The 14,208-nt window shown below is 62.3% G+C and carries 19 protein-coding genes; 12 read left to right on the top strand and 7 right to left on the bottom strand.

All coding sequences use genetic code 11. The annotated features are described in order from the left end of the window. Window positions 1–2 precede the first annotated feature (2 nt). On the top strand, window positions 3–263 hold the full coding sequence (locus G6N15_RS21160; protein ID WP_083087354.1) for a hypothetical protein: 261 nt from the start codon (window positions 3–5) through the stop codon (window positions 261–263). Between the two features lie 15 nt (window positions 264–278). On the opposite strand, the gene G6N15_RS23410 is transcribed toward G6N15_RS21160, so the two are convergent. Next, the gene (locus tag G6N15_RS23410; RefSeq protein WP_232070301.1) at window positions 279–584 is read right to left on the bottom strand and encodes a Rossmann-fold NAD(P)-binding domain-containing protein; all 306 of its coding nucleotides are present in this window, start codon (window positions 582–584) and stop codon (window positions 279–281) included. 168 nt (window positions 585–752) lie between these two features. On the opposite strand from G6N15_RS23410, the gene G6N15_RS23400 reads away from it, so the two are divergent. Continuing rightward, a complete protein-coding gene (locus G6N15_RS23400; protein WP_232070300.1) occupies window positions 753–890 on the top strand; it encodes a hypothetical protein in 138 nt (45 codons plus the stop codon). Between the two features lie 171 nt (window positions 891–1,061). Here G6N15_RS23400 and G6N15_RS21150 read toward each other — a convergent pair whose 3' ends face one another. Then, window positions 1,062–1,727 (bottom strand): TetR/AcrR family transcriptional regulator, encoded by a 666-nt coding sequence (locus G6N15_RS21150; protein ID WP_232070299.1) that lies wholly within the window; start codon window positions 1,725–1,727, stop codon window positions 1,062–1,064. Between the two features lie 126 nt (window positions 1,728–1,853). Between G6N15_RS21150 and G6N15_RS21145 the strand changes: the two genes are divergently transcribed. Together G6N15_RS21145 and G6N15_RS21140 are read left to right on the top strand one after the other, a co-directional pair. Then, entirely contained in the window at window positions 1,854–2,201 is a 348-nt protein-coding gene (locus tag G6N15_RS21145; RefSeq protein WP_083087353.1) for a hypothetical protein, read from the top strand. Between the two features lie 42 nt (window positions 2,202–2,243). Continuing rightward, window positions 2,244–3,356: a CapA family protein gene (locus G6N15_RS21140; protein WP_083087352.1), complete on the top strand. Its 1,113-nt coding sequence runs from the start codon at window positions 2,244–2,246 to the stop codon at window positions 3,354–3,356. Between the two features lie 67 nt (window positions 3,357–3,423). Here G6N15_RS21140 and G6N15_RS21135 read toward each other — a convergent pair whose 3' ends face one another. Continuing rightward, window positions 3,424–3,762, bottom strand: a complete 339-nt coding sequence (locus tag G6N15_RS21135; RefSeq protein ID WP_083087351.1) for a tRNA-binding protein — start codon at window positions 3,760–3,762, stop codon at window positions 3,424–3,426. A 55-nt stretch (window positions 3,763–3,817) separates the two neighbouring features. Between G6N15_RS21135 and G6N15_RS21130 the strand changes: the two genes are divergently transcribed. Both G6N15_RS21130 and G6N15_RS21125 read left to right on the top strand, forming a co-directional pair. Continuing rightward, on the top strand, window positions 3,818–4,540 hold the full coding sequence (locus G6N15_RS21130) for a haloacid dehalogenase type II (protein WP_083087350.1): 723 nt from the start codon (window positions 3,818–3,820) through the stop codon (window positions 4,538–4,540). Window positions 4,541–4,628: 88 nt separating this feature from the next. After that, entirely contained in the window at window positions 4,629–5,660 is a 1,032-nt protein-coding gene (locus tag G6N15_RS21125) for a histone deacetylase family protein (RefSeq protein ID WP_083087349.1), read from the top strand. Here G6N15_RS21125 and G6N15_RS21120 read toward each other — a convergent pair whose 3' ends face one another. From G6N15_RS21120 to G6N15_RS21110, 3 genes are all read right to left on the bottom strand, one after another. Continuing rightward, window positions 5,661–6,068, bottom strand: a complete 408-nt coding sequence (locus tag G6N15_RS21120; RefSeq protein WP_163748191.1) for a hypothetical protein — start codon at window positions 6,066–6,068, stop codon at window positions 5,661–5,663. Window positions 6,069–6,214: 146 nt separating this feature from the next. After that, window positions 6,215–6,922: a TetR/AcrR family transcriptional regulator gene (locus G6N15_RS21115; RefSeq protein ID WP_083086927.1), complete on the bottom strand. Its 708-nt coding sequence runs from the start codon at window positions 6,920–6,922 to the stop codon at window positions 6,215–6,217. Then, window positions 6,907–7,374 carry a hypothetical protein gene (locus G6N15_RS21110; protein ID WP_083086928.1) on the bottom strand — a complete coding sequence of 156 codons (468 nt, stop codon included), beginning with the start codon at window positions 7,372–7,374 and terminating at the stop codon, window positions 6,907–6,909. Before G6N15_RS21110 ends, G6N15_RS21115 begins: the two co-directional genes overlap by 16 nt. Before the next feature lie 213 nt (window positions 7,375–7,587). On the opposite strand from G6N15_RS21110, the gene G6N15_RS21105 reads away from it, so the two are divergent. The 6 genes from G6N15_RS21105 (at window position 7,588) to G6N15_RS21080 (ending at window position 13,527) form a co-directional block, all read left to right on the top strand. Further along, on the top strand, window positions 7,588–7,809 hold the full coding sequence (locus G6N15_RS21105; protein ID WP_232070298.1) for an AbrB/MazE/SpoVT family DNA-binding domain-containing protein: 222 nt from the start codon (window positions 7,588–7,590) through the stop codon (window positions 7,807–7,809). Beyond that, a complete protein-coding gene (locus G6N15_RS21100; RefSeq protein WP_083086929.1) occupies window positions 7,793–8,227 on the top strand; it encodes a type II toxin-antitoxin system VapC family toxin in 435 nt (144 codons plus the stop codon). The genes G6N15_RS21105 and G6N15_RS21100 overlap by 17 nt, the downstream gene beginning before the upstream one ends. 607 nt (window positions 8,228–8,834) lie before the next feature. Continuing rightward, window positions 8,835–9,596, top strand: coding sequence for a TnsA-like heteromeric transposase endonuclease subunit (locus tag G6N15_RS21095; RefSeq protein ID WP_232070297.1), 762 nt, complete (start codon window positions 8,835–8,837; stop codon window positions 9,594–9,596). Next, entirely contained in the window at window positions 9,593–11,596 is a 2,004-nt protein-coding gene (locus G6N15_RS21090) for a Mu transposase C-terminal domain-containing protein (RefSeq protein ID WP_083086932.1), read from the top strand. The genes G6N15_RS21095 and G6N15_RS21090 overlap by 4 nt, the downstream gene beginning before the upstream one ends. A 3-nt stretch (window positions 11,597–11,599) precedes the next feature. After that, the gene (locus tag G6N15_RS21085) at window positions 11,600–12,634 is read left to right on the top strand and encodes a TniB family NTP-binding protein (RefSeq protein WP_083086934.1); all 1,035 of its coding nucleotides are present in this window, start codon (window positions 11,600–11,602) and stop codon (window positions 12,632–12,634) included. Then, window positions 12,631–13,527: a hypothetical protein gene (locus tag G6N15_RS21080; RefSeq protein ID WP_139797767.1), complete on the top strand. Its 897-nt coding sequence runs from the start codon at window positions 12,631–12,633 to the stop codon at window positions 13,525–13,527. The genes G6N15_RS21085 and G6N15_RS21080 overlap by 4 nt, the downstream gene beginning before the upstream one ends. Before the next feature lie 94 nt (window positions 13,528–13,621). Here the strand turns inward: G6N15_RS21080 and G6N15_RS21075 are convergent, their stop codons facing one another. Further along, on the bottom strand, window positions 13,622–14,140 hold the full coding sequence (locus G6N15_RS21075) for a MarR family winged helix-turn-helix transcriptional regulator (RefSeq protein ID WP_083086936.1): 519 nt from the start codon (window positions 14,138–14,140) through the stop codon (window positions 13,622–13,624). Window positions 14,141–14,208: the final 68 nt, after the last annotated feature.

The following is a 14,208-nucleotide window of genomic DNA, read 5'->3' as shown; positions in this document are numbered from 1 at the left end:
GCATGTTCTCAGCCAACAACGGCGTGCCCCCTCAGGTGAATCCTGCAGACGCGGCCCAGGCGCGGCTCTTCGAGACCATCCTGCAAGTGGAAATCGCCCAACTTCAGCAACTGGTGGCAGTCCTCAATTCCGGTTGCGGCGCGGACAGTTTCTCCGACCGTCGGCCCCCCGAAACGCTCAGCGAGCTGCGGGCGCGCATCGAGGACGTCCATCATCTTCTGCAGCGGCTGCGAGATCGGTTCCCGAACAGCCCCGGACTTTGATACTGGCTTGCGGTGCTATGCCTTAGCCGCACCGCTGTCGGCAGACCTAAAACCGGTCAACTCGATGCTGGTGCGCCACAGGTCAGCCGCTTTAGCGCGGTCATAGGAATCGGCCGACGAATGTGTACTGCGGAACCCCGAAAAGTATTGGCCCGACGTGGTTTTCAGCTCCGGGTCGGTGACCAGCCGAGCCAAGGCTTCAGCGGACTTGCCCGGAGTATGGACATTGACACCGGGCACCACCGTCAGTGCGGGGAGCAGGTAGCGCCACGCGAATGCCTGGATCCCGGAATAGTCACGCGCAAGCCCGGTCCCGGGCATGAGCCCGGGGTCGAATGCGTTGACCGTGATCCGCGTGGGACCTGTCGCTGGAAACGATGACGATGCGCCCCGGTGTGCTCATCACTGGGAGCAACAGCTGGACGAGCAGGAAGTGAGCGAGGTGGTTGACGACGAACGTGGTTTCCATCCCGTCGGGGGGTGAAGCTCATGCCGGAGACGATCTGGATGCCGGCGTTGCAGACTCGCCCGCAGTGGCGGCAGTTCGCGCTCGGCCAAATCAGCGACGAATCGGCGCACATCGGCCAACGAGGTCAAATCCAGTGGGAGGCCGATTACCTGACCTGATGTCTGCTGGGCCAGGCTGCGGGCCGCGTCCGCGGTCGACGCCGGATTGCGGCCGTGATCACCACCGACCAGTCCTGTTGGGCGAGCAGTTTGGCGGTGCGGTATCCGAGGCTTCCGGTGCCGCCGGTGATGACGACACAGCGGTCAGGCTTCACGATGCTCGCCCGGCGATCATGGCGAATCCTGGGGCGGTTCGGCACCGTTTCTGGCGCGGCCGATGGCAGCCGGAGCCAGCGCTCGGATGGCGGTGGTCAGGTCGGCGTACATCTGCCGTAGGTCAGTGGTTTCGAGCTCGAGTTGCAGCGCAAAAAAGCATCCGTCGGAAAATGCCACGGCGAACCGGGCCAGGTCGTCCGCGGCCACGCGCGCCGTGACGGTGTCGCACAGTGACGTCAGCAGACGCTCGATCGCGGCTCGAAAGTAGACCTGTGCATGGCCGCGCACCCGGTGCACGAGCGTCGCGGCTAATTCGTCGTTTCGGCCCTCGATGGCCAGGATGTCTAACAACCGCAAGAAGTTCGGGTTGGCCGCGACCGCGTCGGCGCCCTGCACCTGCAAGGCCTCGGCGTCGGCTTGCGGTGTCTCCCGGTCGTCCCCGCGCGGCAGCGACGCGAACCAGCGCTCGGCTCCGCGTTCCATCACTGTCGCGAGCAGTCCGTCCTTGCTGCCGAAGTGCCAATACAACGACGTCACAGGCACTCCGGCGGCTTTACAGATCGCCGATACCGGAGTGGCGGCATACCCCTTTTCCGCCATCAGCTGCTCTGCGGCGTCGAGCAGCAGCTCGCGCGACCGCGCTCCACGCTGATCTGCTTTGGTGACACGAGCAGCCGTCAACCCCGCTACCGTAGCGAGCGTCACATACAGACGTCCCCGGTTTGATCCACGCCGCGTGGGCAACCAAGATGATGGACGGCGCCTTCCGGCGCGAAGGGCAAGACATCGTCGTGGCGGGGTGGTCTTATGACGCAGTTCGCGGATACCGGGCCACTGGCTGTGTCCCGCCGCGATGAACCCGCTCGCGGGTCGGCCCGTGCGGTCGGCGGCGGAGCGGCGCAATCGCACGACGCTGCGGAGTTGGCTCAGGCCCGGATTTTCGAGGGCATGCTGCGCTCCGAGCTCTCCCAGCTGGAGCAGGCGGCGAGATCCATGCTCGACCGGGGTCTGAAGCACCGCCAGCGGCGCGCCTCGGACGATTGGCCTCCCGAGGAGCTCGTCCAGCTTCGGGCGCGTATCGACGAAGCTCACCGTCTCCTGGAGACACTGCGGCGTCGATTCCTGCACGGGCCAGAGGGTCGGGATACGCGGTAAATCGCCATTCCCGCTGACAAACGGCGCGCACAATTTCACTCAGTGACAGCGAGCCCTGACACCGGCGTAACGGTCTTTCTCTGCGGCGACGTGATGACCGGTCGCGGGATTGACCAAATACTTCCGCATCCGGGAAGCGCCGAACTTCGCGAGCCGTCGGTCACCGATGCCCGCACCTACGTGACACTCGCCGAGCGCCTCAACGGGCCAATTCCTGTACCGACCGACGTGACATGGCCGTGGGGAGAGGCGCTGTCGCTCATTGACGACTTCTCGCCCGACGTCCGGTTAGTCAACCTGGAGACCAGCGTTACCGCCGACGGCCAGTTCGCGCCCGGCAAAGCCGTGCACTACCGGATGCACCCCGACAACATCGGTTGCTTGACAGCGGTCCGGCCCGACGCCTGTGCCCTCGCCAACAACCACATCCTGGATTTCGGTCCTGGTGGACTGGTCGACACGCTGGATGTGCTGGGCCACGCCGAAATCCGTGCGGTAGGCGCTGGACTGACCGCCCAACAAGCTGAGCGTCCCGCCGTCGTGCCCTGCGGCGACGGAAAGCGGGTCGTCATCGGCGCCTGCGGTATGGCGTCCAGCGGCATCGCGCCTTCCTGGGCGGCAACCCAGGGCCGGCCGGGGGTTGCTTTCGTGGCCGACCACTCCGATCGCAGCGCTGACGTGCTCGCCGATCGGGTGCTGGCGGCGAAGCAACCCGGCGATATCGCAATTGTCTCCGTGCACTGGGGTTCGAACTGGGGTTACGACGTCGACATCCACCAAGTCCGTTTCGCGCACCGGTTGATCAACGCCGGTGTCGACATCGTGCATGGGCATTCATCCCACCATCCACGACCGATTGAGCTCTACGCCGACAAACTGATCCTGTACGGCTGCGGCGACGCGGTGGACGACTACGAGGGCATCGCGGGATACGAGGAATTCCGGCCGAACTTGCGCCTGTTGTACTTTGCCTCGGCCGACGGCTGCTGCGTCACCTTGCGGATGCTGCCGATGCGGATGCGAAGAATGCGGCTCGAGCGTGTTCCGCACGAGGATGTCGAGTGGCTGCAGCGGACCCTGGATCGGATCGGTCGGCCGTTCAGGACACGCGTTAGTGGCACCGGCGACGGTATCCTCACCGCGTATCCGTCGTAGATTGCACTGCAGAACAGGGACTTTCAGCAGCACCGGACGACCTGCCGGGTTCGCTTTGATCGGCGGGTCAGGCCAATCGCGATCCGTTGGGCACTGGACGGTCGAATCCGGCCAGTACTACCTTGCCGTCCTCGTCGTACACACCGGTCACGAGCACCTCCGAGGTGATTCCGGCCACGCTCTTTGGAGCGAAGTTATAGACGCAAAGCACTTGGCGGCCAAGGAGTTTCTGCGCATCGTAGTAGTCGGTGATTTGAGCGCTGGAAGTCTTCGTCCCCAACGGTCCCAAGTCGATGGTGAGCACATACGCGGGCTTCTTCGCGCGAGGGTGGGGCATTGCCTCGACGATGGTGCCCACGCGCAATTCCACCCGTTGAAAATCGGACCAATCGATCACGTTTCCCATAGCGTGGTTCGCTAGCGTCCGTCTGGTCTTCGCACGCAAAGGTACTTTAGCTGCTATGACGCACGGAGGGCGACGTGCCCTTAAGGCGCTGCTCTTCGATGTGCAGGGCAGCGCGACAGACTTTCATTCAACGCTGTGCTGCGAGGCCCAGCGCATCAGTGCGGGCCGGCATCCGGGCGTAGATTGGGCTGCATTTGTCAATGCCTGGCGCGCAGCATATTTCAACGCAGTGGATTCGGCGAGACCGAGTCGCGAAAAATGGGTTTCCGTACACTCGATGTACCGGGCGGCTCTGCGATCGTTGCTGGACCAATATGGCCTCACCGATCTCTCCGGCGCCGAGCAAGAAGAATTGACCTTCGCGTGGCAGCGGCTCGCGCCGTGGCCGGATGTGGTGCCTGGCCTCACGAGACTGCAGAAGAAGTACACGCTGGCCACCCTGTCCAACGCCGATGTGTCGGCGGTGGTGAACATCTCCAAACGTGCTGGGCTGCCGTGGGATGCGGTGTTCTGCGCCGAAATGGCGGGCGTGTTCAAACCGGAGCCGGCTATTTACCACATGGCTGCGCAGTATCTCGCGCTGCCACCCGGCGAGATCATGATGGTGGCCAGCCACAAATACGACATTCGGGCGGCGGCCGCGTTGGGATTCCAGACGGCCTTCGTCATCCGCCCGCTGGAGTTGGGGCCGAACGGTGCGGTCGACGTCGACTACGACGAACGGTTCGACATCAACGCGACCGACTTCCTCGACCTCGCCGAGCAGCTGGGCTGCTGAGATGTGGTGGGCTGTCTTCCACGCGGCCGTGTCCAACATGGCTGACGATGGAAGCGGCTGAGGCACTGTATGCGCAGGAGTTGAAGGAATGACTACGGTTTACGCAACCCATCCCCGGTACACCGAACACGATTTGCCGGGACATCCGGAGTGTGCGGACCGCATCCGCGCGGTGTGGCGCGGTTTGGACGAGAGCGGCATGGCCGCGCGGATGCAGCCGCTCGAAGTCCAACCTCTCGACACCGAGGCCGTGCTCGCGGTGCACACGGACGACTATCTCGCCTTGCTGCAACGCATCAACGACACGCCGCGCACCATCCATCTGGACCCTGACACTTACGCGGGACCGGACGCCCTCACCATCGCCCGGTTGTCGGCCGGTGGAGTCATTGCTGCGACCGACGCGGTGCTCAGCGGAACCGCGGGCAATGGGCTGGCTGCCGTTCGCCCGCCGGGGCATCATGCGATGCCCGATCGCGCCATGGGTTTCTGCCTGCTCGGAAACGTCGCGATTGCCGCGCGCCACGCCCAGACGCGTTACGGGATTGAGCGCATCTTGATCGTCGACTACGACGTTCACCACGGCAATGGCACCGAAGCCATGTTCTACGACGATCCATCGGTGCTCTACATTTCGACTCACCAGTATCCGTTTTATCCCGGCACCGGTGCGGCGAGTGACGTCGGGACGGGCTCCGGCGAGGGCTACACGGTCAATATTCCGTTGCCCGCCGGAAGCGGCGACGCTACCTACGCAACGGTTTTCGACACGATCGTCTGGCCGGCCGCCGAGCGGTTCGACCCTGAGTTGATCCTCGTATCGGTGGGGTTCGACGCGTACTGGGCAGATCCGTTGGCGGGGATGCGCCTCACATTGCCCGGCTATTCGCACCTGGCCGCGGAAGTCGTCCGCATGGCGCAATCGTTATGCGCGGACAAGGTCGTCTTTGTGCTCGAGGGCGGCTACGACATGGACGCGCTGCGATACGGAGCCAGCAATATCGCTCGCCTGCTGCTCGGCGAACCGCCAGTCGACCCGCCGGGCACACAACCGAGCCCACGACCCGAGCCAGACATCGAGCGCCTCGTCGCACGGCTCAAGCAGCTGCACGGCCTGTAATCAAAGGCCGCCGCACCGCGACGGGGCCAAGATGGGGGACCAGGGTGGGCAATCCGGCGGCAGTGGCTGCGGCGGCGGAGGTGTATAGGGAGGGGGAGGCGGGGGCGGCGGGGGAGCCTGATGTGGACTGCCATGCCACGGGTAGACGGTGTTGGAGTCGATGTCGATGACGCCCTCCGAGGTCCAGTACCAGTCGTGGCAGACGTTCCAGTCCCAGGTAATCGCTTGGCTACCCGGTATGGGAGGGTCGCCCGGGCACCAGTGAGTGCATGTCATCCCGCCCGGGCAGTTGCCGCCCTGATAGCTGGGCCCCGTGGCTTGAGCGGTCCCAGCCGAGAGGCTCAAGCTGGGCAGGCTCAGACCGCCCGACATCACCACGGTGATTGCGAACCGCGAAATTCGGTTCATCGTCGATTCCTCTCGACGGCGTCAACCCATCAGCGCTGTCAGTGCACGCTATGGGGCCGACTACCAATCCCAATAACTCTGCCGCGTTCGCTGGTTATGTACGTCGGGAATGCACACAAACGCAGTTGTCCTCGGAGCGAACCGACTCAACGGTGTGTGGGATGCAGACGGGCGACCATCGCCTCTACCTGCTTGCGGTTGAGCACTACGGTTGACCCGTCGGGTAAACCGAGGATGCGGTCCGTCGCGATGCCGTGGAGCTTGAGGCGCTTCACGCAGGTATCGATAACTTTGCGTCGTGATTTCGCGTCGGGTGCATCGAGCACGCGAACTACAAGTTTTTGCATGCTGGCCGCGAATCCCTGAATCATGTCGCCGACGCCTTCGGGATCGAACGTGTCGAACACACCGTCATCCACCCCTTGGGTGATGACTTCTGTCAGCATGGGTCGGAACAGGTCTTCCCAGATGGTCACAATCCTCACGAACAGGGCCTGGTTGTCCGGCTTCAGCAGTGACGCCATCGCTGCGATCTGTTCGGGAGCCCCCATGGCCATCTTGACCTGGTAACTGGCGGCCAGTCCGGCATTGAGGCGTTGCAGCGCGCTTTTGCCGGGCTGGTCGAAGACCGGACGCAGCGCCTCGAAGGCTTCAGCGGCGCTGCGTTCAGCAAGCGCAGTGACCAGCGCCTCCTTCGACGGAAAGTAATGGTAGAACGCCCCTTTCGGAGTGCCCGTTGTCGCGAGTAGGTCATTGAGACTGACATTTTCGTAACCGCGTTCCAGAAACAGCGCGAGTGCTTCGTCGAGCACTTCGGCCCGCCGGACATCCTTCGGCTTCACAATTCGCGGCATGACGGTTTCGAATCAGTCGGAGACTTCTTCAGCCACCCCACATATGTCAGATACAAACCGCACACTGCGAGTAATCCGAAACCGAGCCGCACGAAAGCGACTGCGGAACCTGACGTGTTGGTGGCGGTTTCGGCCCCTTTGACAATCAGCTGCGGCATGGCGAGCAATGTGAAACCCCGTAACAGCAAGAACCAGCCAAACAGCGAGATGATCGCCGCGGCAACACTTCGCCAATACTGGTGAAACGCAACGACAAACAGCCCACTGAAGAACAACAGCGCGCCCAGCACCCACGGCCACATCGGGTCGGTCGAGAAACTGGACAGCTGATTGCCGATGCTGCCCGCCCTGATCGCGACGATCGCAGGAACCACGGCGATGAACGGCCCGAGCACCCGGGCAAATGCCCGAGTGCGTTCCGCGCGATCGATCGTGGTGACGGGTGTGCGCATGCATACCACTCCTTTTCGAAGGGCGACGGAGGCCGTCCGTCTTAGACCACCGGTCTAGACTTTAGACCAACGGTCTAAATGAGTGCAACAAGGCCGGGGAATCCCCGCCGATAGGGACTGTCCGGCCTAGGACGGCGTGACCTTCGCATGAGGAGGTGGCTGAGCCGGATACTTGTACCAAAATAATGGTAGTCTAATGGTATGCGAACTACCATGGATAAAGCCGGGCGTTTGGTGATTCCGAAGTCATTACGCGAACAGGCCGGCATCGCCTCTGGTGAAGTAGAGATCTCCCTCGATGGGGCTGCTATCCGGATCGAAAGCGTGGCAGCCGACGACCTTGTCGAAGAGGATGGGCTTCTGCTGCTACCCAGTGGCGGTCCAAAGCTTGGCGCCGACGCGGTGAGGGAGTTGCGGCTTGCCGACCAGCGTTGAACATGTGCTGGTCGACACCAGCGCTGCACTTGCACTGGTGCAGCGTGAGAACCCATTTCACCGAGCCGCCAAGGCCAGGCTCCTAGTGTGCCGCCGGGGGTTGTCAGGGCATGCCGCGGTCGAGCTGCTGTCGGTGCTGACGCGACTGCCGCCGCCGCACCGACTTACTCCGGTTGCGGCACTTCGCTTGGAGGAGAGGAATTTTCCGGAGTCTCGCTTCCTGTCCGCAACGGATACAAAGCGCCTGTTACGGGAGTTTGCCGAAGTGGCCTTGGCCGGCGGCGCAGTTTACGACGGTCTCGTCGGTGCGGCTGCTCGCAAGCACAAGCTGATGCTCATCACATGCGACCGACGGGCTGAGCCGACGTATCGGTTGCTCGACGTCAACTATGAGCTGCTGTCGCCCGTTTCACGGTAATTGGCGATTACTTCGATTACGTCAACTGACCAAGCTCACTCCAGCTGATTCTGATTGCAGGAACTGGCCAATGAATAACGCAACGCGCCAGTCGATTTCGTCACGGTGACGAATTGACTTGGCCCGGCGGGAAGGGCGTGGCATGGTGGAAGCGCGTCGTCGGGGCTCATTCACCGGAAGTTCCGCCAGTGGCGCGCAGTCAACTCAGCTGCAGGCCCGGTTGCTGCCCAGCTAGACATTAGGAATGCGCAACCGGTCGGCGCCTGGCGCATTGGGCATCGGTGATTCAATCGGCATGAACCTCAGAGGCCTGGTCGAGCACTTTCATCCAATGCAACCCGCATGCGTTCTGTACCGATAAGCCACATTATGTTAAGTAAAAAACTCGCCGTTTTCATCGGATGAGTCAGCCCGGTCCTCGCCTGCTGTCCGGTCTCAGTGCAGTTGGCACTTTTCGCAGTCGATCTGGCACCTTACGGAATCGTCGCGGGATCTCATTCAAGTTGGCATTGGTGACCGGTCGCGACCGCACGCGCGTCGCCAGCGGATCAGACTTGTCGGTCGCTCGTGAGAAGTTGGCGGTACACCGATCGGAATGGAGCCGCCAGTGCCCGCACCTGTGGTCGAACAGCTGCCCAGGAACATGACCGATGAAACGCTCGTCCTGGCACGGCTGCCGGGCGCACGGCGCGTCGTTAACCATCGTGTGGCTGACGATCTCGCCGCAATGCGACTCGAATCCGCCCTGCCGATCCGCCGCTTCTACTCCTGGAAGGGTAAGCGCAACTATGAAGGTCGCTGGTGGAGCTCAACCACGCGCACGCAAATAGAGTTCGAGTCATTACTGGAGCGAGATGCGCTGATGATCGCCGACTTCGACGCGGAAGTGGTGGCGATCTCGGCGCAGCCTTTCGCCCTTCTGTGGCCGCGAACGACTAAGGGTTCGAAGTACCACGTCCCTGACTTCTTTCTCCGGCTGGCCAGCGGGGACGGCCGAGTGGTCGACGTCAAGCATCCTGGCGCGGTTGCTAACTCTGCGAAGCAGTTCGCGTTGACACGGGATACATGCAGTGAGATCGGCTGGGAGTACGAGATTTTCACAGGCATCGATACGCCGCACCGCCGGAACGTGCGCTGGTTATCCGGCTACCGTCACGACCGCTTCTCGCCCCCAGACAGCGTGATCACACATATCGTCGATGTGTTCGGGGAGCCCACTCCGCTTGGGGTTGGTGTGAGCCGAGCGGCGAAAGCGCTCGGCTCAACTGAACCAGCGGCCTTGGCGAACATCTATCACCTGATGTGGAGGAGGCTTCTACATGCCGACTTGTCCGTCTCACTGCGCATGGAAACGGAGGTCTCGGCATGAGATCAGTTCGGCTGTTCGACTTCATCGAGTATGACGGTGGTTCGTGGCAGGTCATGGCACAGGACGGCACCACCATCGCGTTAAAGAGCCTGGCCACGAACAGGATCCGCAAGATACCCCTACCTGATCTGCTCGGCGACGAGTCGTACCTACCAGACAACCCTGACCGGTTGCCCAGCCTCGATAACGTCGCCGTTATCGAAACGCTGGACGCGGAAACACGCACCCGAGTTGAGTTCCTGCACCGGCACGTCGTGGAGGTACTTACCGGTGTCCCGCCGAACGACGGAACGACGATCGTAAAACCCCGACCGGAGTATGACCCCACGAACCGATTGGCGGACCGCATCGAAGCAAAACTTAACGAACTCAGACAAGCCGGAACTCCCATCGGCGAGAGAAGCCTGAAGCGATACCTGTCCGCCTACCGCCGGAATGGGTTAGCGGGACTTATCGACCGTCGCAGGACAAGACAACGCACCGTGGCCGGGCGGACCGATCAGCGGATCATCGCCCTCTTGGAGACTGCGATAGCCGGCCAGACCGATCTGAGCACCGGCACCCGCGATCGCGTCATCAACCAGGTGAGGATCGAGGCGACCAAGCAAGAGATACCGCTCCCCTCACGCGCCACCATGTACCGAGCCCTGTCCGCGCTCGAGCGCAACCGACATCCCTTCGGCAATGCGACGACACGCAGAACCCAGGCGAACAGACCTGCCAGGAGCTGGGGACGCCAGGCCCCGTCCAGACCAGGGGAGCTGGTCGAGATCGATTCCACTCCACTGGACCTGATGGTAGTTAACCCGGACGGCTCAACGGGACGGGTCGACCTCACGATGGCGCTTGACATCGCGACCCGCACTGCGCTGGCGGCGATCCTTCGGCCGGTCGCGACCAAGGCAGTCGATGCCGCCGTGCTGCTCGCACGAGCCTTGACCCCAATACCGATGCAGCCCGGCTGGGCTGCCTCCCTTGCCTTTTCCAGAAGCATTCTCCCCCAGGGAATGATCGATGGAGACGACGCGGTGAAGGCAAGAATCGCGGCGAAACCCGTCATCGTTCCTGACAGCATCACGATCGATCGCGGCAAGGTGTTTGTCGGCTCAACATTTCTGAGCGCATGCGAACGACTTCAGATCAGTATCATCAAAGCGGCTCCCCGAACTCCGACCGACAAACCGCACATCGAGCGAGCCTTCGCTGCTATCAACAGCGGCTTCACCCAGTATCTCGCGGGCTACGTTGGACCAAACGTCGTCCGTCGCGGGACCGATCCCGGCGTCGACGCGCAGTGGACGCTGGCCGAGGTACAGAACCTCCTCGACCTGTGGATCGTGAGCGTCTGGCAAAACCGCCCACACAGCGGACTGCGCCACCCTGCCATGCCCCGCAAGGAATTGACACCCAACGAGGCCTACGCAGCGCTGTCAGGAATCGCCCCCGCGGTGAACGTCGCGCTCACAACCGACGACTACATAGGGCTGCTGCCCATCGACTGGAGGTCGATCCAGCCATACGGAGTCAATTTCGCTGGCCTGCACTACGATTCGTCCGGCCTGCACGAATACCGGGGCGTTAGCAGCGGACTCCCCGAACCCGCCCGAGGTCGTTGGGAGATCCGATTCGACCCCTACCGAATGAACGAGATCTTCATCCGCGACCATAAACGAGGCCGGTGGATCCACGCCGAATGGACGATGGCCAAACAGGCCCTCGCACCATTCTCCCTTGATGTGCTCAACGCCGCCAGAAGCGCTGCTGCCAAACGCGGAAGTGGCGGGGCAGGCGTCGACGTTCTGGCCGAAATCAACCGCATCCAGACCGGCGGAGCGGTATCCACCCGCGAGCGCACCGCCGCCCGGCGCAACGCGAGCACGATCCCCGTCGTCCCCGAACCTGACCCGACCCCATCCGCCGAATGCGGACCCATAGAAACCGCGGCACCGATCAAACCATCACGCCAGATCAAGGCCGCGCGACGAATCGACGAGGAGTAACCGATGGCTGTACCTGACTCGTTGAGCGCCTGGCGCGAATTCGTTGGCCACCGGCCGACGACACCTGACCTGCTCATCCCCGAAGAACTCGCCTCCCTCTCCCCCGATGCCAAATTGGACTATGACCAACAGCGAATCGCATGGCTGGCCGCCGACGTCGTACTGGAAACCGCGGACACCAAGGCCCTGGAGCGGCAAACGCGAATAATTTTGGCACGCAACGCCGCACAAACCGCCACCGCTAGGCGAGGCCTTGCGCTGAGCGGCGCTGCAGGACTGGGAAAGAGCACCGCCGCGCTTCTGATCGGCAAGCGCCACGAGAAATTCATGCGAACCAAAACAGGCCGCAATGACGCCAACTACGCACCAGTCGTGTATGCGGTCGTTCCACCCGGAACCACACCCAAGATGATGATGCTGGCCTTCGCCAACTGGCTCGGTCTGGTTATGCGCAGCAAGAACACCGCCCAGGACATCACCGAACAAGTCGTCGCGGTGCTCCGCGACCTCGGAACAACACTGGTGATCGTCGATGAAGTGCACAACCTGAAGACCAACAGCAGCATCGGTGCCGAAGCCGCCTCAGCCCTCAAGGTCTTCGGCGAGAGATTGGATGCGACTTTCATCTATGCGGGCATCGACCTGCTCACGAGCGATCTCTTCGCGGGGCACATGGGCCGTCAAATCAAGGCCCGCATGATCGTTCATGAGATGTCACCATACTGCTATGGCACCCAGGCCCATCGTGACGATTGGGTGGAGTTAGTACTCGGCCTGGAGAGCCTCCTACCGTTGGCCAAGCATCGCGAGGGCTCACTGGAGCAGCACGCCACCTACCTCTACGACCGCACCGGCGGCAGTATCGGCTCTCTGCGCGCACTACTCAGCGACGCCGCTATTGCCGCGATCCAGGAAGGGTCCGAGAAGATCGACCGCACACTGCTCGACTCGATCAAGACCGACCGGGCGGCGGACGAGCACCACGCCGCAGCGCCGCCACGCCCGCGAAAGCCCAAGCGACTCAAGCAGGCGGGATGAAGCTCAAGCCACTGCCGATCCGGACGAAGATCTACGCCGGGGAAACTGTCGACTCCTTCGCACACCGTGCATCGGTGCAAAACCACACGACCGTGAAAGCAGTCGAGACGGCATTAGTGGATAGCGGCGACCTGAAATCGAGGGCGCGTTCTGCCCATGGCCGACCAGAGGCCTGGCGGCAACTTGGATTACTACGGGCTGATGCATTTTGCGCTCCTACCACGCTGGAAGACAACGTGATCCACGAACGAAACCTATGTCTACACTGCACCCGCGGAGAAGTCGCTGTGGGCAGAATTCCTGGCACAGGTATGGTTTGCCTGCGCCACCGTCGCTGGGTTGGACAGCCTCAATTGGATATTCGGGACTACCGTCCCGCGTTAAGCGCTGAACGACGGTTCCGTGCTCTGTTCCGAAGCAGGGGACTCGTATTTGACTGCACGGCCATGATGATCGGTCTGGAGACGGCGGTCGTGGCGCTGGGCGGTGATGAACTCGAACGGCGACGGACCACAACTGGAATCCCTGCAATCGAGGCACTTGCCTATCGGGAGCAAGTCGCGATTGCTCAGATGCTCACCAGCACACAATTTCTCGACACTGCGTGCAATCCGAGCCTTGCCACGCCTGTCCGTTATGCACACGTCACTGCCCAGTTCGCAGCCGCACTGCGCGTCGACGACCGATCAGACCTCTGGCGAGGGGTTGAGAGAATCTGGGCGGTCGTTCGCACCTTGACCAACGAACTGCGACGAGCCGCCTCTCATGACCGTATACCGGACGATACTCAATTCAAGCTACTGCGGTACTCGTCGCTGCCCGCTCGCTACCGATCGGCAGGTGAATCCGTTCTACCCCGCCGCGCAAAGTCCTGGAACGGTGGCCTCGCTTAACGGTCCGATGAGGTGATCGCGACGTGACCACCAACAGCAAGCGGATCTGTACGGCGCTGCGGGTTTCCATAACGAATTGCTCGAACTCAGCGTTTTAGCGTCTCTCTAACTCCTCGATGAAGATACTCATCGCCTTCACGAATGTGTTGCGCTCGGCCTCGTCGAGTTGCTCCAGCGTGCGGCGCATCGGCTCGATCCGCTGCTTCATGGCGTTGATACCAATGGTGGGATGGAGGCGCAGGACCACGCGTCGGCCGTCGGCTGGGTCTCGTTCACGCTCGATCGCGCCAGCCCGCTCGAGATCGGTTGCCACGAGGCTGGCGGTCGCATAGGTCACGTCAAGCTGCTCGGCAAGCTCGCCGACGGTGAGCGGACCCCGAAGGAACAACTGAGCGGCGGCGCTCAGGTGGCGGGCAGTGAGGCGCGCGAAGTCGTTCGGGCTGCCTGGGAGTTGAACGTGGTCTCGACGGCGGGTGGTAGAGAAACGGATGAAAAAGCCCAGTAGTACGCGGATCTGCTGATCGAGGTCGGAGCCAGGCGCAAGCGGTGCTGGCTGCCCAGGCTGCTGCGCCGTGGCGGCTTCCGTCGGGGCTCTCAGGCCAATATCTCCCACGGAAAGAGTCTAGCGTTTTAGTTTGTTTTTGCTAAACTAAGCATCGCCTGGGCGACAAGTTCGTCGAT

Origin of the sequence: Mycobacterium noviomagense (assembly GCF_010731635.1) — a bacterium.
GTDB classification, from domain to species: domain Bacteria; phylum Actinomycetota; class Actinomycetes; order Mycobacteriales; family Mycobacteriaceae; genus Mycobacterium; species Mycobacterium noviomagense.
The sequence above is the reverse complement of the archived record's forward strand: the minus strand, read 5'-3'. Positions and strand labels throughout refer to the sequence as shown.

Excerpts from the sequence above, each read along its gene's own strand:
- G6N15_RS21160 (WP_083087354.1), top strand. The coding sequence starts at position 3 with ATGTTCTCAGCCAACAACGGCGTGCCCCCTCAGGTGAATCCTGCAGAC.
- G6N15_RS23410 (WP_232070301.1), bottom strand. The coding sequence starts at position 584 with ATGCCCGGGACCGGGCTTGCGCGTGACTATTCCGGGATCCAGGCATTC.
- G6N15_RS23400 (WP_232070300.1), top strand. The coding sequence starts at position 753 with ATGCCGGAGACGATCTGGATGCCGGCGTTGCAGACTCGCCCGCAGTGG.
- G6N15_RS21145 (WP_083087353.1), top strand. The coding sequence starts at position 1,854 with ATGACGCAGTTCGCGGATACCGGGCCACTGGCTGTGTCCCGCCGCGAT.
- G6N15_RS21135 (WP_083087351.1), bottom strand. The coding sequence starts at position 3,762 with ATGGGAAACGTGATCGATTGGTCCGATTTTCAACGGGTGGAATTGCGC.
- G6N15_RS21130 (WP_083087350.1), top strand. The coding sequence starts at position 3,818 with ATGACGCACGGAGGGCGACGTGCCCTTAAGGCGCTGCTCTTCGATGTG.
- G6N15_RS21125 (WP_083087349.1), top strand. The coding sequence starts at position 4,629 with ATGACTACGGTTTACGCAACCCATCCCCGGTACACCGAACACGATTTG.
- G6N15_RS21120 (WP_163748191.1), bottom strand. The coding sequence starts at position 6,068 with ATGAACCGAATTTCGCGGTTCGCAATCACCGTGGTGATGTCGGGCGGT.
- G6N15_RS21115 (WP_083086927.1), bottom strand. The coding sequence starts at position 6,922 with ATGCCGCGAATTGTGAAGCCGAAGGATGTCCGGCGGGCCGAAGTGCTC.
- G6N15_RS21110 (WP_083086928.1), bottom strand. The coding sequence starts at position 7,374 with ATGCGCACACCCGTCACCACGATCGATCGCGCGGAACGCACTCGGGCA.
- G6N15_RS21105 (WP_232070298.1), top strand. The coding sequence starts at position 7,588 with ATGGATAAAGCCGGGCGTTTGGTGATTCCGAAGTCATTACGCGAACAG.
- G6N15_RS21090 (WP_083086932.1), top strand. The coding sequence starts at position 9,593 with ATGAGATCAGTTCGGCTGTTCGACTTCATCGAGTATGACGGTGGTTCG.
- G6N15_RS21085 (WP_083086934.1), top strand. The coding sequence starts at position 11,600 with ATGGCTGTACCTGACTCGTTGAGCGCCTGGCGCGAATTCGTTGGCCAC.
- G6N15_RS21080 (WP_139797767.1), top strand. The coding sequence starts at position 12,631 with ATGAAGCTCAAGCCACTGCCGATCCGGACGAAGATCTACGCCGGGGAA.